The 23,685-nt window shown below is 64.5% G+C and carries 15 protein-coding genes and 1 pseudogene; 7 read left to right on the top strand and 9 right to left on the bottom strand.

The window, feature by feature from the left end; genetic code table 11:
• Window positions 1–6: 6 nt before the first annotated feature.
• From iolD to OKW40_RS10490, 5 genes are all read right to left on the bottom strand, one after another.
• On the bottom strand, window positions 7–1,986 hold the full coding sequence (gene iolD / locus OKW40_RS10510; protein ID WP_429489626.1) for a 3D-(3,5/4)-trihydroxycyclohexane-1,2-dione acylhydrolase (decyclizing): 1,980 nt from the start codon (window positions 1,984–1,986) through the stop codon (window positions 7–9).
• Window positions 1,983–4,007, bottom strand: a complete 2,025-nt coding sequence (locus tag OKW40_RS10505) for a bifunctional 5-dehydro-2-deoxygluconokinase/5-dehydro-2-deoxyphosphogluconate aldolase (RefSeq protein WP_429489625.1) — start codon at window positions 4,005–4,007, stop codon at window positions 1,983–1,985. The genes iolD and OKW40_RS10505 overlap by 4 nt, the downstream gene beginning before the upstream one ends.
• Before the next feature lie 86 nt (window positions 4,008–4,093).
• A complete protein-coding gene (locus OKW40_RS10500) occupies window positions 4,094–4,900 on the bottom strand; it encodes an ATP-binding cassette domain-containing protein (protein WP_090801043.1) in 807 nt (268 codons plus the stop codon).
• A 13-nt stretch (window positions 4,901–4,913) separates the two neighbouring features.
• Window positions 4,914–6,104 carry an ABC transporter permease gene (locus OKW40_RS10495; RefSeq protein WP_184061478.1) on the bottom strand — a complete coding sequence of 397 codons (1,191 nt, stop codon included), beginning with the start codon at window positions 6,102–6,104 and terminating at the stop codon, window positions 4,914–4,916.
• Between the two features lie 180 nt (window positions 6,105–6,284).
• On the bottom strand, window positions 6,285–7,331 hold the full coding sequence (locus tag OKW40_RS10490) for a sugar ABC transporter substrate-binding protein (RefSeq protein WP_429405008.1): 1,047 nt from the start codon (window positions 7,329–7,331) through the stop codon (window positions 6,285–6,287).
• A gap of 276 nt (window positions 7,332–7,607) precedes the next feature.
• Between OKW40_RS10490 and OKW40_RS10485 the strand changes: the two genes are divergently transcribed.
• The 4 genes and pseudogenes from OKW40_RS10485 to OKW40_RS10470 all read left to right on the top strand — a co-directional run bounded on the left by OKW40_RS10485 (window position 7,608) and on the right by OKW40_RS10470 (window position 10,925).
• Complete coding sequence (locus OKW40_RS10485) at window positions 7,608–8,492, top strand: MurR/RpiR family transcriptional regulator (RefSeq protein WP_184061480.1); 885 nt, start codon at window positions 7,608–7,610, stop codon at window positions 8,490–8,492.
• Window positions 8,485–9,501, top strand: coding sequence for an inositol 2-dehydrogenase (iolG, locus tag OKW40_RS10480; protein WP_184061481.1), 1,017 nt, complete (start codon window positions 8,485–8,487; stop codon window positions 9,499–9,501). The genes OKW40_RS10485 and iolG overlap by 8 nt, the downstream gene beginning before the upstream one ends.
• Window positions 9,501–10,559 (top strand): Gfo/Idh/MocA family oxidoreductase, encoded by a 1,059-nt coding sequence (locus tag OKW40_RS10475; RefSeq protein WP_429489624.1) that lies wholly within the window; start codon window positions 9,501–9,503, stop codon window positions 10,557–10,559. Before iolG ends, OKW40_RS10475 begins: the two co-directional genes overlap by 1 nt.
• Before the next feature lie 136 nt (window positions 10,560–10,695).
• Window positions 10,696–10,925 (top strand): annotated as a pseudogene (locus tag OKW40_RS10470) (sulfurtransferase TusA family protein).
• A gap of 99 nt (window positions 10,926–11,024) precedes the next feature.
• On the opposite strand, the gene galU reads toward OKW40_RS10470, so the two are convergent.
• Together galU and OKW40_RS10460 are read right to left on the bottom strand one after the other, a co-directional pair.
• Window positions 11,025–11,906, bottom strand: coding sequence for a UTP--glucose-1-phosphate uridylyltransferase GalU (galU, locus tag OKW40_RS10465; RefSeq protein WP_090801031.1), 882 nt, complete (start codon window positions 11,904–11,906; stop codon window positions 11,025–11,027).
• Window positions 11,907–11,968: 62 nt separating this feature from the next.
• Window positions 11,969–14,848, bottom strand: a complete 2,880-nt coding sequence (locus OKW40_RS10460; RefSeq protein WP_429489623.1) for a valine--tRNA ligase — start codon at window positions 14,846–14,848, stop codon at window positions 11,969–11,971.
• An 880-nt stretch (window positions 14,849–15,728) separates the two neighbouring features.
• Here OKW40_RS10460 and OKW40_RS10455 point away from each other — a divergent pair.
• Together OKW40_RS10455 and OKW40_RS10450 are read left to right on the top strand one after the other, a co-directional pair.
• A complete protein-coding gene (locus tag OKW40_RS10455) occupies window positions 15,729–18,092 on the top strand; it encodes a UvrD-helicase domain-containing protein (protein WP_429489621.1) in 2,364 nt (787 codons plus the stop codon).
• Entirely contained in the window at window positions 18,089–18,883 is a 795-nt protein-coding gene (locus tag OKW40_RS10450) for a 5'-methylthioadenosine/adenosylhomocysteine nucleosidase (protein ID WP_429489619.1), read from the top strand. The genes OKW40_RS10455 and OKW40_RS10450 overlap by 4 nt, the downstream gene beginning before the upstream one ends.
• 44 nt (window positions 18,884–18,927) lie before the next feature.
• Here OKW40_RS10450 and OKW40_RS10445 read toward each other — a convergent pair whose 3' ends face one another.
• Window positions 18,928–20,832 (bottom strand): propionate--CoA ligase, encoded by a 1,905-nt coding sequence (locus OKW40_RS10445; RefSeq protein ID WP_429489618.1) that lies wholly within the window; start codon window positions 20,830–20,832, stop codon window positions 18,928–18,930.
• A gap of 384 nt (window positions 20,833–21,216) precedes the next feature.
• Here OKW40_RS10445 and OKW40_RS10440 point away from each other — a divergent pair, with 384 nt between their 5' ends.
• Window positions 21,217–21,459: a hypothetical protein gene (locus OKW40_RS10440; RefSeq protein ID WP_184063607.1), complete on the top strand. Its 243-nt coding sequence runs from the start codon at window positions 21,217–21,219 to the stop codon at window positions 21,457–21,459.
• Window positions 21,460–22,173: 714 nt separating this feature from the next.
• On the opposite strand, the gene OKW40_RS10435 is transcribed toward OKW40_RS10440, so the two are convergent.
• Window positions 22,174–23,439: an MFS transporter gene (locus OKW40_RS10435; RefSeq protein WP_429489617.1), complete on the bottom strand. Its 1,266-nt coding sequence runs from the start codon at window positions 23,437–23,439 to the stop codon at window positions 22,174–22,176.
• Between the last annotated feature and the right edge of the window lie 246 nt (window positions 23,440–23,685).

The following is a 23,685-nucleotide window of genomic DNA, read 5'->3' as shown; positions in this document are numbered from 1 at the left end:
TGGTTCTCAGTCACGATCGGCACCCTGTGACGGCGCAGGCGTCGCGGGCGGCGCCGCGCGCGCGGCGAGCTGCGCGTCGTACTTCGCGCGGGCGTCGCGTACCTCGGTGCGCGTCGACACTTCGGGCACCGCGACTTCCCACCACCAGCCACCGTCTTCGGTGGTGCGAGCCGGGTCGGTGTCGATGCTGATCACGTATGTGCCTCGCGCGGCGCGCGCGCGTTGCAGTGCCGCTTCGAGCTCGGCGAGATTGCGCGCATGCTCGGCTTGCGCGCCGAGCGCGCGCGCGTGCGCGGCGAAGTCGATGCGCGGCGCGCCTTCCGGTGCGTGCACGCAATCGTCGAGCAGATTGTTGAACGGTGCGCCACCGCAAGCCTGTTGCAGTCGATTGATGCAGCCGAAGCCGCGATTGTCGAGCACGACGACGATCAGCTTCGCGCCGAGCATCACCGAGCTCGCGATCTCGCTGTTCATCATCAGATAGCTGCCGTCGCCGAGAATCACGATCACCTCGCGCTCGGGCCGCGCGAGCTTGACGCCGAGGCCGCCCGCGATCTCGTAGCCCATGCACGAATAGCCGTATTCGACGTGATACGCGCCGGGCCGGCCCGCGCGCCATAGCTTGTGCAGATCGGCGGGCAGCGTGCCGGCCGCGCAGACGACGATGTCGTCGCTCGGCGAGTGCGCGCTCGAACGCTGCACCGCGCCGATCACGTCGCCCTCATAGGGCAGTACCGCGTCGCGTTGCGGCGCATGGGTGAGCGTTTGCACGGTGTCGCGCCAGCTCGCCGCGAGCTTGTGTGCGCGCGCGGTCCAGCTGCGCTCGGCGTGCCAGCCTTGCAGCGGCCCCGTTAGCGCATCGAGCGCGAGTTTCACATCGGCTTCGACGACGAAGCCGCGATGCTTGAGCGCGTCGAATCCGTTCGCGTTGATCGCGATCACGTCGGCTTGCGTGAACAGCGTGTTCGAGCCGGTCGTGAAGTCCTGCAGCCGCGTGCCGAGCGCGAGCACGCAGTCGGCGTCATGCGCAAGCGCGTTGGCAGCCGCTGAGCCGGTCACCCCGAGCGCGCCGGCATTCAGCGGATCGTTCCACGCGAGCGAGCTTTTGCCGGCCTGCGTTTCCGCGACCGGCACGCCATGCGCGCTCGCGAAGCGGTGCAGCGCATCGGCCGCGCGGCTGTACAGCACGCCGCCGCCCGCGACGATCAACGGACGCTTCGCGTGCCGCAAGCGCGCGCACGCGGCGTCGATATCGTCGCTACGCGGCGCGGGTGCGTGAAAGCGCACGACACGCGGCGTGAAAAAGTCCTCCGGGAAGTCCCACGCCTGCGCCTGCACGTCCTGCGGCAGCGCCAGCGTGACGGGGCCGCACAACGCGGCATCGGTGAGCACGCGGATCGCGCGCGGCAGCGCGCTCAGCAATTGCGCAGGATGCACGATGCGGTCGAAGTAGCGCGACAGCGGCTTGAATGCGTCATTCGCGGACACGCCGCCATCGTTGAAATCCTCGACCTGCTGCAAGACCGGATCGGGCGCGCGCGACACGAAGATGTCGCCGGGCAACAGCAGCACCGGCAAACGGTTCACGTGCGCGAGCGCGGCCGCGGTCAACAGATTGGTGGCACCTGGGCCGATCGACGTCGTCACGGCCATCATGCGGCGGCGAAAGTGCGCCTTCGCGTAGGCGATCGCACTGTGCGCCATCGCCTGCTCGTTGTGCGCGCGCAAGGTCGGCAGCGCGTCGCGATGCTGATACAGCGCCTCGCCGATGCCCGCGACGTTGCCGTGACCGAAAATCGCGAACACGCCGCCGAACAGCGGTTCGACGTTGGTGCCGTCTTCGCTGGCGACGCGTTGCGCGGCCAGATAGCGCACGAGCGCCTGCGCCATCGTCAGGCGAATCGTGCCGCCGCTGCGCGCAGGCGCTTGCGCTTGCGTCGCGCCGCTGGCGGATGGGGTGTCGTCATGCATGATGCGCTCGTTCATGCGGCCTGCTCCTGATGAGCGTGATGAGGTGTGCCATGCGCCGCCGGTTCGCCGCGCGCACCGCGCCATGCGGCGATCAGCGTTTCGAACGTGAGGCGCACGCGCGCGATCAGTTCGTCGTCGCCAATTTCACCGGCGAGCCACGCATGACTCGGTTCGTGAAAGATCGTGCGGCCGACCGTGAAGCCGCGGCACGTCGCCGCTTGCGCGGCCGCGCGAAAGCCCTCGCTCAATTGCTCGACCGCCGCCGATAAACCGAGCAGCACGACGCCACGGCAATACGGATCGCGCCCGGCGATCAGCGCGTCGATGGCCTGCCATTGCGCGGCGTCCATCGGTTCGAGCTTCCACCACTCGGGGTAGATGCCGAGGTTGTAGATGCGCTTTAACGCGCGATACACGATATCCGGTCCCTGCGGCAGCGACGCATGCTTCGGAGGAATCACTTCCAGCAGCAGTTCGTGGCCGCTTGCCTGGGTCGCGTCATACAGCGTGCGCAGTTGCGCCTCCTGTTCGAGCCGCTGCTCGATCGGCTCGTCGGGATGAAACTGCACGAGGCATTTCACGACGTGTTCCTGCGGCCACGCGATCAACGTGGTGCCGATCGAACGACCATGATCGAACACGAGCGGCACGGAGCCGGGCAGTTCGACCGGGCGGCCGATCCACCAGCCGCGACCGGTCGCGGCATTCAGCGCGTCCTGACCATAGCGGTCGTCGATCAGTACGCCGATGCGTCCCTGCAAGTTCAATGCACGTTCGGTTTGCGCGACCGCTTCGACGAACAGGCCCTTCAACCGGGCAATGCGCGCTTCGTCGGCACCGGTCTGCTGCGCGAGTTCGAAGAACGGGTTGCGATGATCGAAAGCGAAGCCGAGCACCTCGTGCCACGCTTTGCGCGCCGGCGACACGCGATGCAGTCTTGCGAGCTTCGCATCGCGATCGGGGCGGCGCATGCGTTGCGGATCGGCCTGCGCTTCGCGCAGGAAGTAGTCGAGTTCGGCCGGTGTCGGCATCGCCGGAGCGCAGCCGTGCCGAGACACGACCAGCGCGCCGCTCGCATTCGCGGCGCGCGCGCAGGCGTCGAGCGGCTGATCGCGCAGCCAGCCGGACAGGAAGCCGGAAGCGAACGCGTCGCCCGCGCCGAGCACGTTCAGCACTTCGACTTCGACGCCGCCATGAACCGGCGCATCGTCGAGCGATGCAGGCACCTCGCCGTCGATGATCTGACAGCCGAGCGGCCCGCGTTTCAGCACGAGCGTGGCCGGCGTCACCGCGCGCACCATCGCGAGCGCGTCGGCGAGGTCGGCCTTGCCGCCGGCGATGCGAAACTCTTCCTCGGTGCCGATCACCAGATCGAACAGCGGCAGAATCCGCTGCAAATGCGCGCTGACGCCTTCGCTCGCCACGAAACGCGTCTCGCCGTCGGCCCTGCCCGTAAGTCCCCACAGCACCGGGCGGTAGTCGATGTCGAGCACGGTGCGCACGTCGTTGCGGCGCGCGTAGTCGAGCGCGCGACGGCTCGTGCGATTGACCTGCTCGGTCGAGAAATGCGTGCCGGTGATCAGCAGCGCTTTCGACGACGCGATGAACGCCTCGTCGAAGTCGGCCTCGTCGACCGCCATGTCGGCGCAGTTCTCGCGGTAGAAGATCAGCGGAAAGGTGTCACGGTCCTTCAGGCCGAGCAGCACGAGCGCGGTCAGCCGATCGTGATCGATGCGCACGCGACTCACGTCGCAGCCTTCCTTCGTGAGCGTCTCCGTCAGGAAGCGCCCCATGTGATCGTTGCCGACGCGCGCCAGCATGGCTGCGGCAAGCCCGAGCCGGGCGCAGCCGAACGCGATGTTCGCCGACGAGCCGCCGAGATACTTCGCGAAGCTCGACACGTCTTCGAGCCGTGCGCCGACCTGCTGCGCGTACAGATCGACGGCCAGCCGGCCGAGGCACACGATGTCGCGGGCGCGCCCCGGCGCGAACCGGCTGTCCGCTGCGTTACCGCTGGAGGTGCTGGAGTGAGCCATGAATAGTCCTGAGTAACAGTGCGCGGTAGGTGCGCGTCGGCCAGCCGGGCGAAACGCGCCGAGGCTGGACGTGCCGCGCGAATCGGTCAGATCGTCGCGCCTTCGAGTTCGCCGATCATCTTCTGCATCTCGGCGCCGCCGGCCATCATGTCGAGCACTTCGTTCTTGCTGATCGTCTGTTTGGTGAACGTGCCGAGCGAGCGGCCGCGATTGAGCAGCGTGAACGAATCGCCGATCGGATACGCGTGGTGGACGTTGTGCGTGATGAAGATCACCGAGATGCCTTTGGCGCGCGCCTTGTGGATCAGCTTCAGCACGTTGAAGCTCTGCTTGACGCCGAGCGCGGCGGTCGGTTCGTCGAGAATCAGCACGCGCGCGCCGAAGTGGATCGCACGCGCAATCGCCAGACATTGACGCTCGCCGCCCGACATCGTGCCGATCGGCTGATGCGGGTCGCGCACGTTGATGCCCATTTCGGCGAGCTTGTCGCGCGCGGTGGTTGCGCAGGTTTCGAGGTCCATCACGTTCAGAAGGCCGAACAGCTTTTTCTGCGGCTCGCGGCCCATGAAAAAATTGCGCGCGACCGATAGCAGCGGCACCAGCGCGAGATCCTGGTAGACGGTTGCGATACCGAGATCGAGCGCGTCTTTCGGCGACGTGAAATGCACCGGTTTGCCGTCCACCCGGTAGGTGCCTTTGCTCGGCTGATACACGCCCGCGAGCGTCTTGATCAGCGTCGACTTGCCGGCGCCGTTGTCGCCGAGCAGGCAATGCACTTCGCCGCGTATGAGGCGCAGCGTGATGTCGTTCAGCGCAATGATGTTGCCGAAATAACGGCTGACGTTTTCCAGCGACAAAATGATGTCGTCGGTGTTTTGTTCGGGGGTGCTCATCAGGAACCTCCGTCTAGCGCGATGCCGCGACGCGGCCGCGCACGTAGTGGTTGAACAGCACGGCGAACAGCAGCATCACGCCGAGGAACACGCGGAACCAGTCGGAATCGACGTTGGTGTACGTGATGCCGATCTGCACGACGCCGAAGATCAGCGCACCGAAGCATGCGCCGATCACCGAGCCGTAGCCGCCTGTCAGCAGCGTGCCGCCGATCACCGCAGCGATGATCGCTTCGAACTCCGCCTGCAAACCGCGGTCGGCCGCGGCCGAACCGATGTCGCACACCTGAAGTACCGCATACAGGGCCGAGCAGAACGCGGTCAGCACGAACAGCGAAATCTTCACGCGACGCACCGGCACGCCGACGTTCTTGGCCGCGTTGGCATCGCCGCCGACCGCGAAAATCCAGTTGCCGAAGCGCGTCTTGGCGAGCGTGAACGCACAGACCACGGCGAGCACGAGCCACCACAGCAGCACCTTCGGAATGCCCGGCACGAGCGGCGTGCCGTTGTCGAGCAGCTTCACGAGGCCGAGGTGGCCGAGCCACACGAACAGACCTTTGAACGCGACGCCCTGGAAGAGCGTGTGCGCGAACCAGTCCTGACGCGCGACGTCGCCGACGCCGGAGATGATGGTGCGATCGGCGAACATCACCGATAGCGCGAGCGTGAGACCGCGCAGTATGAACAGGAACGCGAGCGTGACGATGAACGACGGCAGGCGCGTGCGTATCACCAGATAGCCGTTGAGCGCGCCGAGCAGCATCGAGCCGACGAACGCGAACACGATCGCGAGCCAGATCGGCCAGTGGAAGTACATGGTCGGCAGCGCGACCATCATGCCGGCAAAGCCGATCATCGAACCGATCGACAGATCGAACTCGCCGGCGATCATCAGCAGGCACGCGCCGACCGAGATCAGACCGAGATAGGCGGCGACCTGCGACCAGTTCATCACGCCGTCGAGGTTGAACATCCCCGAGTTGCCGGCCGCCACGCCGAACACGATGAACACCATCACGGTGCCGGCCAGCGCCGCGAATTCCGGTCGGCCGAGCAGATGGCGGAACCAGGATTCCTCGCGCACGCGTTCGTCGACGGCAGCGGATTGCGAGGCGGTCGTCGCAGCAGACTTCGCCGGGTCCTGCGGATCAGGCGGCGGTTGCTTGCGGTGATGGGGATGAAACAGGTCGGCGACACCCATTGAAGCTCTCCTTGATACGCCCGCGACCGGCGGGTCGGCGCAATGCCGTGGGCGTTTGCGAATCCGCTGAGCGGGCGGGCGCCGGCAAGACGCCATGCGTCCCGCCGGTCACTGCCTTTTAACCTTGCCGCCGGCGCGGCGGCTTAGGCGCGCGATGCGATGCGATGCGTTGCCGTGCGTTCAGCGGTACTGACCCGCGTACTTCAGCACCTTGTCGACGTTGGCCTTCGTGATGAAGCCCGGGCCCGAGCCGATATTGCGCGGCCCGTAGGACGGCGTGAGCCCATAAGTGGCAAGACGCTCCTTGAACTTCGGATTCGCCTGCAGGATCTCGCGGATTTTGGCCGGATCGGTGGTGTGGTCCTTCTTCACGATCGCGAGCACGGCAACCGGGATATAGCCCTGCAAGTACGGTTGCTGGTCGATCGCGAACTGGATCGTGCCGTCCTGGATGCCCTTCGCGATGTCGCTGTCGAAGTCGAACGTCGCGAACCAGATCTTGCCGGCGAGGCCCATCTGCTGCAGCGCCTTCAGCGTCGGATCGGCCGACAGCGGACCGAGCGTCAGCACCGCCTGGGTATCCGGATGATTGCGCAGGAACGCGCTGACCTTCGACTGCACGCCGGTCGGGTCCTGGCCCGTGTCGAGCGTCGAGGTTTTGAAGTTGGCGCCGATCGCTTCGGCGAAACCGCGGCAGCGTTCGAACGAAGCCGGGTTCGTCGCGTAGTGGTTCACACACAGGAACGACTTGATGCCGGCGGCCTTGGCCTTTTCTCCGGCGGCTTTGCCGGCCGCGAACTCGGGCTGGCCGACGTGCATGATCGCGCCGAGCTTCGCGCTTTGCTCCTCGGTGCCCGAATTGATCGTGACGAGCGGAATGTGCTTCTCGGTGACCTTCGCGATCGAGCTCTTCAGCACGTCGAAGTCGGCGATCGACACGATCACGCCGTCGTAGTTGCGCGCGGCCGCCTGTTCGATGAGACGCGCCATGTCGGCGATGTCGCCGTTCGGCGGGTTGCGGTAGTCGGTCTGAACGTTGAAGTCCTCGTCGGCCTGCTTGATCGCGTTCTTGATCGTGTTCCACCATGAGTCCGAATCCGGCGCGTGGCTGATCAGCACGAAGTGCGCGTCCGCCGCGCGGGCTGCCGAGGTCGCGCCGAATCCCGTCGCCAACGTCAACGCCGTCACCAGAATCCTGAGCGTTGCCCTGCCTCTGCAAAGTCTCATTGTCTCCACCTTTCTCGGTCTGTCGTTCGTTATTGAGGGAGCGACTGGCGGGCGGCTTTCCATTCCGATGACCCACACAACGAGGCCGAAGCGCCATCGCTCACGACCAAGAGTAGGTCATCTTCCGAAGCCTTGCAAAGAAAATTTCATGACAAATAAAAATGGAAAATACGTTCCATTTGACGGGGCGGCCGCCTATACTCGGCAACGTCGGATGCACGTTGCGGCGGGCCGCGGGCGCGTCTGCCGCATTGCAGGAAACCCCGAGAGGCTGTCATGGCGGAACAGATCACCGAAGAAGCGGTGCCGAGCGTCGACGAATTGATGCAGCGCATCGCGGATACCTACGAGTCGCTGCCGCGGCAGTTGAAAAGCGTCGCGACGTACATCGAGCAGCATCGCGCGAGCGTGATGATGGATCGCACGAGCGATATCGCCGCGAGCTGCGGCGTGCATCCGTCGGCGGTCGTGCGCTTTGCGCAGCGCTTCGGCTTTTCCGGGTTTTCGGATCTGCAGGCGGTGTTTCGTCAGGCGTATACGGGGCAGGGCGTGTCGTCGTCGAGCTATCAGCAGCGCATCCGCAAGCTGATCGACGAGAAGCCCGGCACCTTGTCGGGCGGCGCGGTCGCGCGCGAGTTCATCGCCGCGTCGCGCGGCGGCCTCGAAGAACTCGAAGCGGGCCTCGACGACAAGCAGTTCGATGCCGCCGTGAAGATGCTGCAGCAGGCCGACAACATCTACGTGATCGGGGTGCGGCGCTCGTTTCCGGTCGCGAGCTACATCGTCTATGCGTTGCAGCACACGCACAAGCGCGTGCATCTGGTGTCTGGCTTCGGCGGCATGTATCGCGAGCAGATCCGCAGTGTCAGGAAGGGCGACGTGGTGATTGCGATCAGCTTCGCGCCGTACGGCAAGGAGACGCAGTACTGTCTGCGCGTCGCGCATCATCTTCAGGCGAAGACGCTCGTCATTACGGATAGCCAACTATCGCCGCTCGCACGCTACGCCAGCACGCAGCTGTACGTGAAAGAGGGCAGCGCGTTCGCGTTCCGCTCGCTGACCAGCACGATCTGCCTGTGCCAGGCGCTCTTCATCGCGCTCGCGTACAAGCTCGAACTGAACGTTGAAGAATCCAACGACACTGGAGGCTACGATGACTGACGCGGTAAACACGATCGACGTCGCCGTATTCGGCGCGGGGCGCATCGGCAAGATCCATGCGGCGAATCTCGCGCGGCAGCCCGGCGTGCGGCTCAAATACGTGGTCGACGTGAATCGCGAGGCGGCCGCCGCGCTCGCCGCGCAGCATGGCGCGCAGGTTGCGGATAGCGACGGCGCGATCGGCGATGCATCGATCGGCGCGACGGTGATCTGTTCGAGCACCGACACGCATGCGGACCTGATCGTCAAATCGGCCGCGCAGAACAAGCACGTGTTCTGCGAGAAGCCGGTCGATCTCTCGTTGGAGCGCGCGCGGATGTGCGCAGAAGCGGTGGAGCGCGCCGGTGTCGTGTGCATGATCGGTTTTCAGCGGCGCTTCGATCCGACGTTTTCCGCGTTGAAAGCGCGTCTCGACGCGGGCGAGATCGGCACGCCGGAAATGCTCGTCGTCACGAGCCGCGATCCGGGCGCGCCGCCGGTCGAGTACATCCGGCACTCGGGCGGCATCTTCAAGGACATGCTGATTCACGACTTCGACATCTGTCGCTGGATTCTCGACGACGAAGCCGACACGCTGCACGCCACCGGCAGTTGCCTCACCGACCCCGCGATCGCCGACGCGGGCGACATCGATTCGACCGCGGTGACGATCCGCACGAAGCGCGGGCGGCTGTGCCAGATCAACACCGCGCGGCGCGCTGCATACGGCTACGACCAGCGCTTCGAAGTGCTCGGCAGCACCGGCATGCTGCAAGCAGGCAACGTTCGGCCCACCGAAGTCACCGCGTACTCGAAGACGGAAGTATCGACCGACGTGCCCGAGGCGTTTTTTCTCGAACGCTATCGCGCGGCATACGCGCTCGAAATCGCGCATTTCTTCGACGCGGTCACGCATGGCAAGCCGGTGCGCACGACCGTTGCGGATGGCCTGAAAGCGCTCGAACTCGCGGAAGCCGCGACGCGGTCGTGGCGCGAGGGCCGTGCGATCAAACTCGGCGAGGCAGCGTGATGAAGCCCGCCACGGAGCGCTTGCGGATCGGCGTGGTCGGCCTTGGGCGGCTTGGCAAGCGGCATGCGGAGAATCTCGCGTATCGCGTGCCGGGCGCGACGCTCACGGCCGCGTGCAGTCCGCTCGAAGATGAACTGGCATGGGCGCGTGATGCGATGCATGGGTCGCTGCACGAACCGCGTCTCTACGCCGATTACGCGGACCTGCTCGTTGATCCGCACGTCGACGCGGTATTGCTCGTCACGCCGTCGTCGCTGCACGCCCAGCAGATCGTCGACGCATTGCGCGCCGGCAAGCATGTGTTCTGCGAAAAGCCGCTGTCGCTCGATGTCGCCGAATGCGAGCGCGTGCTGGCCGAAGCGGCGCGCTATCCGCACCTGCAGGCGACGATCGGCTTCATGCGCCGCTTCGATCCGAGCTACCGCGACGCGTTCGATAAAATCGCCGCCGGCCAGATCGGCCGGCCGTTCCTCGTGCGCTCGCAAACCACCGATAAAAACGACGACGACGGTTTCTTCGTGCGCTTCGCGGCGACCTCGGGCGGCATCTTTCTCGACTGCACGGTGCACGACATCGACGTCGCCCGCTGGCTGCTCGGCAAGCCGCGCGCGACGCGCGTGTTCGCGGCGGGCACGGTCGCGCTGCACGAGGGTCTGCGCGAATTCGGCGACGTCGACAACGGTGTCGCGATCTGCGAATTCGAGGGCGGCAAGCTCGCGACGTTCTACGCGTCGCGCACCCAGGCGCACGGCAACGATACGCACAGCGAAGTGATCGGCACGGCGGGCGCGCTGACGATCGGCCGCAATCCGCGCGCGAACCGCGTCGAGATCTACGACGCGACCGGCATTCGCAACGAGTGCACGCCGAACTTTTTCGACCGGTTCGAGGACGCGTTTCTGCACGAGGCACGCGCGTTCGTCGCAGCGGTGCAAAAAGGTCCGGGGAAGGGCGATGCGGCACAGCGTGGCGCGACGCTCGCCGATGCGCTCGAAGCGACGCGTATCGGCGTGGCGCTGCGCGAGTCGCTGCAAAGCGGCGAGGCGGTGACGCTGTAACGGCGCGCGGCACGGCTCGCGCGTGGAAATGAGCGTCGTGGCGATGCCCGGCGCCGCTGCTCCGCCTGCTGTAGAATTTGACCCTCTGTCCGGCGTCGTCAGCGACGCCCCGTCCCGAAGGTCATCGTCGATGCAAATTCAGATTCACAAGGAAGTCGATGCGCGCGGGCTCATGTGCCCGCTGCCCATCCTGCGCGCCAAAAAGGCACTCGCCGACATGGAAAGCGGCCAGATTCTCAAGGTGCTCGCCACCGATCCCGGCTCGCAGCGCGATTTCGCCGCGTTCGCGAAGCAGACCGGCAACGAGATCGGGTCGAAAGCTCGGTGCATGACAAAGTATTTACGTTTCTGATGCGGCGTCGATGAGCTGCATTCGGTAAAACTGTCGGTCCGATGTAAAAAAGAAGGCGCTGTCCCCATTATTCGGGGTACAGCGCCTTCTTCGTTTCAGCCGGACTTTCGACGTCAGCCTTCGAGAACCGGTGAGCGGGTACGCAGATATTCTTCGAAATCGGCGGCTACTTCCGGGTGACGCAGGGCGAACTCGACGGTCGCCTTCAGGTAGCCCAGCTTGCTGCCGCAGTCGAAACGTGTGCCGTGATACTTGTACGCGAGCACCTGTTCGTCGGCGAGCAGCGACTGGATCGCGTCCGTCAGTTGCAATTCACCGCCCGCGCCCGGCTTGATGGAGCGCAGGTGATCGAAGATGCGCGGCTTCAGCACATAACGGCCCACCACGCCGAGGTTCGACGGCGCCACGCCCGGCTCCGGCTTTTCGACGATGCCCGACATCTTGATGATCGAGTCTTCCCATTCCTTGCCGTCGACGATGCCGTACGATTTCGTATCTTGCGGCGGGATCTCTTCGACGCCGATCACCGAGCTGTGATAGTGATCGAACACCTCGATCATCTGCGTCATCACGGGCGGCGTGCCGTACAACAGGTCGTCCGCGAGAATCACGGCGAAAGGGTTGTCGCCGACCAGCTTCTCGGCGCACAGCACGGCGTGGCCGAGGCCCAGCGCCTCGGCCTGGCGCACGTAGAAGCAGTCGACGTGGCTCGGCTTGATGCTGCGCACGAGTTCGAGCAGCTTGTCCTTGCCGCGCGCCTCGAGTTCGGCCTCGATCTCATAGGACTTGTCGAAATGGTCTTCGATCGCGCGCTTGCTGCGGCCCGTGACGAAGATCATTTCGGTGATGCCGGCCGCCATCGCCTCTTCGACCGCGTACTGAATCAGCGGCTTGTCGACGATCGGCAGCATCTCCTTCGGGCTAGCCTTCGTGGCGGGGAGGAAGCGGGTGCCAAGACCGGCTACCGGAAAGACCGCCTTCGTAACTTTTAGCATGTGAATACCCTGAGTCCTCTGGTTTAAATCCTTGCCCGTCGTTGAGGGGGCGGGCGCGTCGGTCAGGCCGGCAAGCGGGCCAGTTGGGCTTTCAGCTTGCCCACGGTGGCTTCGAAATCGGCCAGCCGCTTCTGCTCCTGTTCCACGACCGCCGCCGGCGCCTTCGCAACGAAGGCCTGATTCTGTAGCTTACCGTTGCACTTGACGATTTCGGCGCTCAACCGCGTGATCTCTTTCGACAGGCGTTCGCGTTCGACCGCTGCGTCGATTTCGACCTTCAACACGAGCTTGTCCGTTCCTACGATAGCAATCGGCGCGCCATCCGCCTGGGCGTCGAGCGCGGCCTCGTCGGCGATGATCTGCACCTCGGACAGACGCGCAAGTGCCTGAGCGTAAGGCGCGAAAGTACGAAGACGCTCCGCATTGCCGGTGGCGAGCAACGGCACCTTCACCGCCGGCGACAGGTTCATTTCACCGCGCAGATTACGGCATGCATCGATCACCGCTTTGAGGTCGGTCGCCCACCGCTCGGCGTCTTCATCGAGCTTCGACGGCTCCGCGACGGGATACTGCTGCACCATGATGGACGCCTCGCCCTCGGCCTTGCCTTCCGGGTAGCGTCCCGCGAGCGGCGCCACTTTCTGCCACAGCGCTTCGGTGATGAACGGGATCACCGGATGCGCGAGGCGCAGCACCGTTTCGAGCACACGCAAAAGCGTCCGCCGCGTGGCACGCTGCTGGTTCGGCTGCCCCGTCTGGATCTGCACTTTGGCGAGTTCGACGTACCAGTCACAATATTCGTCCCATACGAACTTGTATATGGCGTTGGCCACATTGTCAAAACGATAGTCGGAAAAACCCTTGACGACTTCCGCTTCCACGCGCTGCAGTTGCGACACGATCCAGCGGTCGGCCTGCGAGAAATGCAGATTGCCTTCTGGCCCGCATTCGCCACATTGCGCCGGCTGGCCGAAACCGCAGTCGTGGCCTTCGCAGTTCATCAGCACGAAGCGCGTGGCGTTCCACAGCTTGTTGCAGAAGTTGCGATAGCCTTCGCAGCGCGCGAGGTCGAAATTGACGTTGCGGCCGAGCGTGGCCATCGACGCCATCGTGAAGCGCAGCGCGTCGGTGCCGAACGCCGCAATGCCGTCCGGAAACTCCTTGCGGGTCTTCTTCTCGATCGACGCGGCCAGCTTCGGATTCATCAAGCCGGTGGTGCGCTTCGCGACGAGCGCGTCGAGGTCGATGCCATCGACGATGTCGATCGGGTCGAGCGTGTTGCCCTTGCTCTTCGACATCTTCTGGCCTTCGGCGTCGCGCACGAGACCGTGCATATAGACCGTTTCGAACGGCACCTTGCCCGTGAAGTGCGTGGTCATCATGACCATGCGCGCGACCCAGAAGAAGATGATGTCGAAGCCGGTGACGAGCACCGACGACGGCATGAAGTGCTTCAGCTCTTCGGTTTCGTTCGGCCAGCCGAGCGACGAGAACGGCACCAGAGCGGACGAGAACCACGTGTCGAGCACGTCTTCGTCGCGCTTCAATGCGCCGGTGTAGCCGGCCGCGACGGCCTTCGCGCGCGCGTCCTCTTCGGTCTTGGCGACGAACACTTCGCCGTTCTCGCCGTACCACGCCGGAATCTGATGACCCCACCACAGCTGACGCGAGATGCACCAGTCCTGGATGTTTTCGAGCCACTGGTAGTACGTGGTGGTCCAGTTTTCCGGCACGAATTTGATCTGGCCGTTGCGCACGACGTCGAGCGCGGTTTCGGTGATCGACTTGCCCGGATTGAACGTGCCTTCGGGCGCCGGCTTGCTCATCGCGACGAACCACTGGTCGGTCAGCATCGGCTCGATCACGACGCCGGTGCGGTCGCCGCGCGGCACCATCAGCTTGTGCGGCTTGACCGATTCGAGCGCACCGAGCGCCTCGAGATCGGCGACCACCAGCTTGCGGGCTTCGAAACGGTCGAGGCCGCGGTATTTTTCGGGCGCGTTGTCGTTGATCTTCGCGTCGAGCGTGAGGATTTCGATTTGCGGCAGCTGGTGGCGCAGGCCGACCTGATAATCGTTGAAATCATGCGCGGGCGTGACCTTGACGACGCCTGTGCCGAATTCGCGGTCGACGTAATCGTCGGCGATGATCGGCACTTCGCGGTTCGACAGCGGCAGCGTGATGGTCTTGCCGATCAGGTGGGCGTAGCGCTCGTCTTCCGGGTGCACCATCACGGCGGTGTCGCCGAGCATGGTTTCCGGACGGGTGGTGGCGACGGTCAGATGGCCCGAGCCGTCGGTCAACGGATAGTGGATGTGCCACAGGTGGCCGTTTTCTTCTTCGCTGACCACTTCGAGGTCGGATACGGCGGTGAGCAGCACCGGGTCCCAGTTCACGAGGCGCTTGCCGCGATAGATCAGGCCCTGTTCATACAGACGCACGAACACGTCGCGCACGGTGGCCGACGTCTTGTCGTCCATCGTGAAGTATTCGCGCGACCAGTCGATCGATGCACCGAGACGACGCACCTGATTCGTGATCGTGGAGCCGGATTGCTGCTTCCACTCCCACACGCGCTCGACGAACTTCTCGCGGCCGAGGTCGTGGCGCGACACGCCCTGCGCGTCGAGCTGGCGTTCGACGACGATCTGCGTGGCGATGCCCGCATGGTCGGTGCCCGGCACCCACAGCGTGTTCTCGCCGAGCATGCGGTGATAGCGGGTCAGGCCGTCCATGATGGTCTGGTTGAACGCGTGGCCCATGTGCAGCGTGCCCGTGACGTTCGGCGGCGGCAGTTGGATCGAGAAATCCTTGCGGTTCGCGTCGAAGGAGGGCGCGGCGTAGGTGCGCTTTTCCCATTCAGGGCCCCAGTGGGCTTCGATGGTGTGGGGTTCGAAGCTTTTTGCAAGCGTCGAGGTCGGGTCGCTCGGGGTGTCGCTCATGTTTCTGTTAAAGGCAGGATTTTGGAGGCGGGGAAGGGTTGATTATAGCTGGACGAGGTTTTTTGCCGGCCGGCGGCCGGTGTGGACAGGGGTTATGCTTTTTTCGTTGTTCTGGCTTTGTTGGCCTTTCCTTGCTGACTTATCGGTTTATTAGCGTTGCCCCTGTGCGGGGCGGGGCTTTTTTCGTTGTTCTGGCTTTGTTGGCCTTTCCTTGCTGACTTATCGGTCTATTAGCGTTGCCCCTGTGCGGGGCGGCACCTACTTTCTTTGCTGCTGCAAAGAAAGTAGGCAAAGAAGACAGCTCAAACCGCAAACTCTTAAGCGGGTGCCCTGGCTTGGAAGGGGTAGTGGTGCATCTGGAATCCGGGCCCCCGCACATTCCCCGTTCGTGACAAAGCCGTCATCCCTCCCACTCCGCACTACGTGCGTCGCGGACGGGTCTGCCTGGGAAACCAATGGTTTTGCCCGCGCAGCGGGGGCCGTCGGCTGCGCCTCGGCGATGCGCCGAAACCACCAGTGGTTTTTGAGCGGGGATTCGGCGCGCGTAGCGCCGCCGGAAGAATGACTGCCTTGTCACTAGCGCGGAATGTGCGGCAGCACGGATTCCAGATGCACCACTACCTCACGCGGACCGAGGGACCCGCTTAAGAGTTGGCGGTTTTAGCTGTCTTCTTTGCCTACTTTCTTTGCAGCAGCAAAGAAAGTAGGTGCCGCCCCGCACAGGGGCAACGCTAATAGACCGACAAGACAACAAGGAAAGGCCAACAAAGCGAGAACAACGAAAAAACCCCAACCCCTATCCAGAAGAACAAAAAAACCAAAAAAAGCGCCGCCCCCGCCGGGGCATATAATGTCCCCCGAACTGCGCCTAAGCAAAAAAATGCCCGACCTCCTCTCGAATCTAAACCCCGAACAACACGCCGCCGTAACGCTCCCGAATGAGCCCGCCCTGATCCTGGCGGGCGCCGGCAGCGGCAAAACCCGCGTCCTGATCACCCGCATCGCGTGGCTTATTCAGCAAGGCCTCGCGTCCCCCGCGACCGTCCTCGCGGTGACCTTCACGAACAAAGCCGCCCGCGAAATGATGGCGCGCCTCTCGGCGCTATTGCCGATCGACACGCGCGGCATGTGGATCGGCACGTTCCACGGCCTGTGCAACCGTATGCTGCGCGCGCATCACCGCGACGCCGGGCTGCCCGCCACGTTCCAGATTCTCGATACCGCGGACCAGCTGTCGGCGATCAAGCGCCTGATGAAGGGCCTCAACATCGACGACGAAAAGTACCCCGCGAAAAATCTCCAGTACTTCATCAACAACGCGAAAGAGCAGGGCCTGCGCCCCAAAGACGTCGACGCCACCGACAACTTCAACCGCAAGTTCGTCGAACTCTACGAAGCCTACGATCAGCAATGCCAGCGCGAAGGCGTCGTCGACTTCCCCGAGCTGCTGCTGCGCTGCTACGAACTGCTCGCGCACAATCCGCCGCTGCGCGCGCATTACCAGGCGCGCTTCAGGCACATCCTCGTCGACGAGTTTCAGGACACCAACAAGCTGCAATACGCGTGGCTGAAGCTGCTCGCGGGCCAGCACAACGCAATCTTCGCGGTCGGCGACGACGACCAGTCGATCTACGCGTTCCGCGGCGCGAACGTCGGCAACATGCGCGACTTCGAGCACGAGTTCAACGTGCGCAATCTGATCAAGCTCGAGCAGAACTATCGTTCGCACGGCCATATTCTCGATGCCGCCAACCAGCTGATCGCGAACAACTCGCGACGCCTCGGCAAGAATCTGCGTACCGACGCGGGTCACGGCGAACCGGTGCGCGTCTACGAATCGGCGACCGATTCGCAGGAGGCCGGCTGGATCGTCGAAGAGATTCGCGCGCTGATCAACACCGGCCTGTCGCGCAGCGAAATCGCGGTGCTCTACCGCAGCAACGCGCAGTCGCGCACGATCGAGCACACGCTCGTCAACGCGGGCATCGCGTATCGCGTGTATGGCGGCCTGCGCTTTTTCGAACGTCAGGAAGTCAAGCACGCGCTCGCATACCTGCGCCTGATCGACAACCCGAACGACGACACCGCGTTCGGCCGCGTCGTCAATTTCCCGACTCGCGGCATCGGCGCGCGTTCGATCGAACAGCTCGCCGACGCGGCGCGTCTGTACAACTGCTCGATGGCCGCGGCGATTCCCTACGTCGCCGGCAAGGCCGGCTCGAGCCTCGCCGCGTTCGCGAACCTCGTCGGCAAGATGCGCGCCGACACGCAGCAGATGAGCCTGCCGGAGACCGTCGAGTACGTGGTCCGCGCGAGCGGTCTCGCCGACTTCTATCAGAACGAGCGCGAAGGCCAGGAGCGGCTCGAGAACCTGCAGGAACTCGTCAACGCGGCCGCCGCGTTCGTCAGCGAGGAAGGCTACGGGCTCGATACGCCCGCGCGCTCGATTCCGCTGCGCCCAGGAGCCAGCGCCGCGCCCGAACTCGCGGTCGCGACCGACGATCCGACCACGGTGGTCCTCGACGCACCGGGCATCGCCGATCCGGCGCAAAACCCCGACACGATGACGCCGCTCGCGGGCTTTCTGTCGCACGCATCGCTCGAAGCGGGCGACAACCAGGCGCAGGCCGGCCAGGAAGCGGTGCAGCTGATGACGGTGCACGCGGCAAAGGGGCTCGAATTCACCGCGGTGTTCATCACCGGCCTCGAAGAGGGGCTGTTCCCGCACGAGAACAGCGCGATGGAGGCCGACGGCCTCGAAGAGGAGCGGCGTCTGATGTACGTCGCGATCACGCGCGCGAAGGAGCGGCTGTACCTGTCTTTCGCGCAGAGCCGGATGCTGCACGGCCAGACCCGCTACAACATCCGCTCGCGTTTCTTCGACGAATTGCCGCACGAAACGCTGAAGTGGCTGACGCCGAAGGTCGAGGCGGGCTCGCGCTGGGGCGGCCGCTCGGACAACGCCGGCTACGGGCGCGACTGGTTCGCGCGGCCGGGGTACGGCGGCGGTTCGGCGTCGACGGCGGCGGTGAGCTCCGCGCCGGCGCCCGCGTTCGCGAACGAGCAGCGCGCGGCCGACACGGGCTTCCGCGTCGGCCAGCAGGTGTTTCATACCAAGTTCGGCGAAGGCACGATCACCGCACTCGAAGGCAACGGCACCGACGCGAAAGCGCAGGTCCGCTTCAAGCGGCACGGCGAAAAGTGGCTGGCGCTGGCGGTGGCTAAATTGCAGGCGGTCGAATGAGCACGCCCTTGAATCTCAGCCACGATGCGCGGCGGCCGCTCGGCGTTCTGGCCGCGTTACCGCAGGAACTCGGCGACCTGATCGAAGCGATGCGCGCCGAGTCCGGCGTGCGCACGGTCACGCACGGCCAGCGTGACTACCACGTCGGCACCGTGCACGGCACGCCGTGCGTCGTCACGCTCGCGCGCGTCGGCAAGGTCGCGGCGGCCGCGACGGTCAGTGCGCTGATCCACGCGTTCAATGTCGAGGCGATCGTGTTCACCGGTGTCGCGGGCGGTGTCGGCGGCGACGTGCATGTCGGCGATATCGTCGTTGCGAGCGCGCTGATGCAGCACGATGTCGACGCGTCGCCGCTTTTTCCGCGCTTCGAGGTGCCGCTGCTCGGCATGTCGCGCTTCACCACCGATGCGGCGCTCGCCGACCGTCTGATGGCCGCATGCGAGCAGTTCGTCGCCGAGGAAGGCGCGGCCTGCGCGGCGCGCTTCGGCACGCGCGCGCCGCGCGTGCATCGCGGCTTGATCGTCAGCGGCGATCAGTTCGTCGCGAGCGCGGCGGCCGTCGCGGCGTTGCGCGACGCGCTGCCCGACGCGCTCGCGGTCGAGATGGAAGGCGCGGCGATCGCGCAGGTCTGCTACGAGTACGGCGTGCCGTGCGCGGTCGTGCGCACGATCTCCGATACCGCCGACGACCACGCGCCCGGATCGTTCATGTCGTTCCTGACCGGGATCGCGGGCACATATTCGAACGCGATTCTCGCGCGCTTTCTCGGCACGCGAGACACCGCGGGCTGAGCGCCCGCTTGTTCGTCCGCCTGTTCGTCCGCTGATCGGCCCGCTTATTTCTTCCTGCCGTCGCCGAGCGCGTCGCGCACCTGCTGCAGCGCGGCCGGATCTTCGATCGTCGGCAAATCGCCCGGCTCGCGCCCTTCGGCGAGCGCCGCGATAGCGCGGCGCAATAGCTTGCCGGAGCGCGTCTTCGGCAGCATCGATACCATCACCACGCGCGCGGGCCGCGCAATCGAGCCGAGATGGCGGTCGACCGTCATCGCCAGCTCGGCTTCGAGCCGCGCGCGCTCGCTCGGGTCGCCTTCTCCCTGCGCGCTGCGCAGCACGACGAAGGCCATCGCTGCCTGACCCTTGACCGGATCGGTCACACCGACCACCGCGACTTCCGCGACAGCCGCATGGCTCGACAGCGCCTCCTCGATCTCGCGCGTGCCGAGGCGATGGCCCGCGACGTTGATGACGTCGTCGGTGCGGCCGAGGATCGTCACGTAGCCGTCCTCGTCCTGCACGCCCCAGTCGAACGTCGAATACACCTGCTGGTTCGGCACGCTCGACCAGTAGGTGCCGACGAAGCGCTTGTCGTCGCCCCATACCGTCGACATGCAGCCCGGCGGCAGCGGATAGTCGAGCGTCAGCACGCCTTTCTCGCCGGGCGCGCAGGGCTCGCCGGTCAGCTCGTCGCGCACGGTCAGGCTATAGCCGATCGAGGGCACGCCCGGCGAACCGAGCTTGGCCGGCAGTGCCTCGATGCCGCGCGGAATCGCGAGCATCGGCCAGCCGGTTTCGGTCTGCCAGTAGTTGTCGATCACCGGCTTGTTCAACGCGTTGGAGATCCATTCGGCGGTCGGTCCGTCGAGTGGTTCGCCGGCGAGAAACAGCGTGCGCAGGCTCGACAGATCGGCTGCCTTCATCAGCGCCGGGTCCTGCTTCTTCAGCACGCGTATCGCGGTCGGCGCGGTGAACATCAGGTTGATCTTGTGCTGTTCGACGAGCCGCCACCAGATGCCGCCGTCCGGGCGAATCGGCGTGCCTTCGTACATCACGGTGGTCAGCCCCGCGATCAGCGGCGCGTACACGATGTAGCTGTGGCCGACCACCCAGCCGACGTCGGACGCTGTGAACATGGTGTCGCCGGGCTTGCCCTCGAAGATGTATTCCATCGATGCCGCGAGCGCGACCGCATAGCCGCCGACATCGCGCTGCACGCCCTTCGGTTTGCCGGTCGTGCCCGACGTGTACAGCACGTACGACGGCTCGTTCGATTCGAGCCACTCGCACGGGACGTGGGCGTCGAAGAACTGTTCGCGCAGCGGCTCGTAGGCGACGAGGTAGGGCGCGTTCAGTCGCGCGGGCGCGAGTTGCCGGTCGATCAGCAGCACATGCGGTGTCTTGTGCATGGCGCGCGCGAGCGCTTCGTCGACGAGCGGCGTGTAGTCGACCACCTTGCCGCCGCGCGCGCCGGCGTCGGCCGTGACGATCAGCACGGGCTTCGCGTCGTCGATACGCGTGGCGAGGTTCGGCGCCGCGAAGCCGCCGAACACGACCGAGTGGATCGCGCCGAGCCGCGCGCAGGCGAGCATCGCGAACAGCGCCTCGGGGATCATCGGCAGATAGATCAGCACGACGTCGCCGCGCTTCACGCCGAGCGAGCGCATGACGGCGGCCATCCGGTTGATTTCGGCGTACAGATCGGCATACGTGTAGTGCCGCTCGATGCCGGTTTCGGTCGATACGTAGACGAGCGCGTTCTGCTGCGCGCGTTCGGCCAGATGCCGGTCGACCGCGTTATGGCAGAGGTTCGTGCGACCGCCGACGAACCAGCGCGCGAACGGCGGCTTCGAGCGGTCGAGCACGGTGCCGAATGGCGTGTGCCAGTGAATGCGCCGGGCTTCTTCGCGCCAGAAGGCTTCGGGGTGGTCGATCGAGCGGCGGTGGAAATCGCGGTAGCGGGTCATCGGCGGCGATCCTCGTGCGGCGGGAGTGGACGGGGTTGGATGAAACGGAATCGCAAATTGCGCGCCCGGTGCGGCGCTGGTTATGCGCACAAGCATAGCCACGGGCGGGAGGGGGGGCAAGCGGGTTCGCCGTAAGGGCGAAGGGCAACAGAAGAAAGTCGTTGTTCGTCATTTTCATCCGTCGCCCATTTGTTGTTTCTGCTCCGCCAGGTAAGGTAGAGGCGATCAACGTGACAGGTTGTTTTCCCCCAGGATGGTGAGGCTTGCATGTTCAATCGATACGCTTATGAGCGTGGTAGAGCGGGCGTTCCAGCCTGCGCGACCTGAAGGAGGGGGCTACGCCGTCGCCAGATTGCTACATTCCATTAACGGTCAGGTACTGACATGCGCAAGTCCAGCATCGCCCGTTTTCTCGCTGGCGTAGTTCTGCTTGCCCTTGTCGTTGCGGTTGCTGCGTTTAACGTGATTAACCTGGACGAAGCGTATGGAAGCGGCGAGCCCTATTATTCGCGCACGACGAACATGGACAAGTGGAGCGATCCTTTGCCGGTGCTGGCTGTTGTCGACGGTGTTGCGGTTATCGTCATTGCGGTGGGTTTTTTGCTGTGGAGGCGGATGCGGGGCTAAGGCGAGGGTGGTGCTCTTTGCGGTGTTGGCCTTTCCTTGCTGACTTATCGGTCTATTGGCGTTGCCCCTGTGCGGGGCGGCACCTACTTTCTTTGCTGCTGCAAAGAAAGTAGGCAAAGAAGACAGCTAAAACCGCCAACTCTTAAGCGGGTCCCCTGGCTTGGAAGGGGTAGTGGTGCATCTGGAATCCGTGCCCCCGCACATTCCGCCGTTCGTGACAAAGCCGTCATCCCTCCCACTCCGCACTACGTGCGTCGCGGACGGGTCTGCCAGGGAAACCAATGGTTTTGCCCGCGCAGCGGGGGCCGTCGGCTGCGCCTCGGCGGTGCGCCGAAACCACCAGTGGGTTTTGAACGGGGTTTCGGCGCGCGTAGCGCCGCCGGAAGAATGACTGCCTTGTCACTGGCGCCGAATGTGCGGGAGCACGGATTCCAGATGCACCACTACCTGATGCAGACCGAGGGACCCGCTTAAGAGTTCGCGGTTTGAGCTGTCTTCTTTGCCTACTTTCTTTGCAGCAGCAAAGAAAGTAGGTGCCGCCCCGCACAGGGGCAACGCTAATAGACCGATAAGTCAGCAAGGAAAGGCCAACAAAGCCAGAACAACAAAAAAAGCCCCGCCCCGCACAGGGGGCAACGCTAATAAACCGACAAGCCAGCAAGGAAAGGCCAACACCGCACAATAAGGAAAAAGCCCCAACCCCGCGGCACGCGCTCACCCTTTAACCCGCTTCCCCTCAACATCCGGCAACAAAACAGTCAGCACCCCAATCAACGGCAAAAACGAACAAACCTTATAAACAAACGCAAGACTGGTAGCATCAGCGAGTTCCCCAAGCACGGCGGCGCCCACCCCCCCAAGCCCAAAGGCAAATCCAAAGAACAACCCAGCCACCATCCCAACCTTCCCAGGAATCAACTCCTGCGCATAAACAAGAATCGCCGAGAACGCCGAGGCGAGCACCACCCCAATAACAACCGTCAGCACACTAGTCCAGAACAGATTCGCATACGGCAACAGCAGCGTAAAAGGCGCGACGCCAAGAATCGACACCCAGATCACGTACTTGCGCCCGATCTTGTCGCCGATCGGCCCGCCGATCACCGTACCCGCCGCGACCGCCGCGAGGAACACGAACAGATGGATCTGCGCGGCCTGCACCGACAGATGGAACCTGTCGATCAGATAGAACGTGAAATAGCTATTGATGCTGGCGAGATAGAAGTACTTGGAGAACACCAGCAACACCAGCACGCTCATCGCCAGGATGATCTTGTTACGCGGCAGCGTCACATGCGCGCCCTGGCCGCGCGCCTTCCTGACCGACGGATGACGCTTGTACCAGCGGCCGATCTGCGTGAGCACGACGATCGCGACGAGCGCCGCCGCCGAGAACCACGCGATGCTGCGTTGCCCGTGCGGAATCACGATCAGCGCGGCGAGCAGCGGCCCGAGCGACGAACCCGCATTGCCGCCGACCTGGAACAACGACTGCGCGAGACCGTGACGGCCACCCGAGGCCATCCGCGCGACTCGCGACGACTCCGGATGGAACACCGACGACCCGCAGCCGACCAGCGCCGCGGCGACCAGCAGCACGCCGAAGTTCGGCGCGACCGACATCAGCAGCAGCCCGGTCAGCGTGAAGCCCATGCCGACCGGCAGCGAGTACGGCTTCGGATGTTTGTCGGTATAGCTGCCGACGAGCGGCTGCAGCAGCGACGCGGTGATCTGGTAGGTCAGCGTGATCAGACCGATCTGCCCGAACGACAACGAGAAGTTGTCCTTGAACATCGGGTAGATGGCGAGGATCAGCGACTGGATCATGTCGTTGAGCAGGTGCGAAAAGCTGATCGCACCGAGCACGGAATACACCGTGCGCTGGACCTTGGCGGCCGCCGGCGCAGCGGCGGCCGGGGACGCGCTCGCCCCCGTGGCGGATGCGCCGGCAAGGGCGCTTTTATCGAGGCTCGTTTCCATACGCTAGAAAAAAGATCGGGAAAACGGTGGAATGAAACATCGGCACCGAAAACCGGTGCGGGCAGCACGCCTCGTAGGCGCGTTCCGCGAAGCACTGCGGCGTTTCGTCGCGGCAACCGGCGTTTTGAATATTTAGCCGAAGTTTAATGTGGCCGGAGCGAATTGTAAGGACAAGTTTTGTCGCGAATCGGACAGGGGGCGGATGACTTTTCGTTCGGCGGTGAAAGGACGAATCGTCAGCTCTTT

Source organism: Paraburkholderia sp. RAU6.4a, assembly GCF_050435625.1.
GTDB classification, from domain to species: domain Bacteria; phylum Pseudomonadota; class Gammaproteobacteria; order Burkholderiales; family Burkholderiaceae; genus Paraburkholderia; species Paraburkholderia tuberum.
The sequence above is the reverse complement of the archived record's forward strand: the minus strand, read 5'-3'. Positions and strand labels throughout refer to the sequence as shown.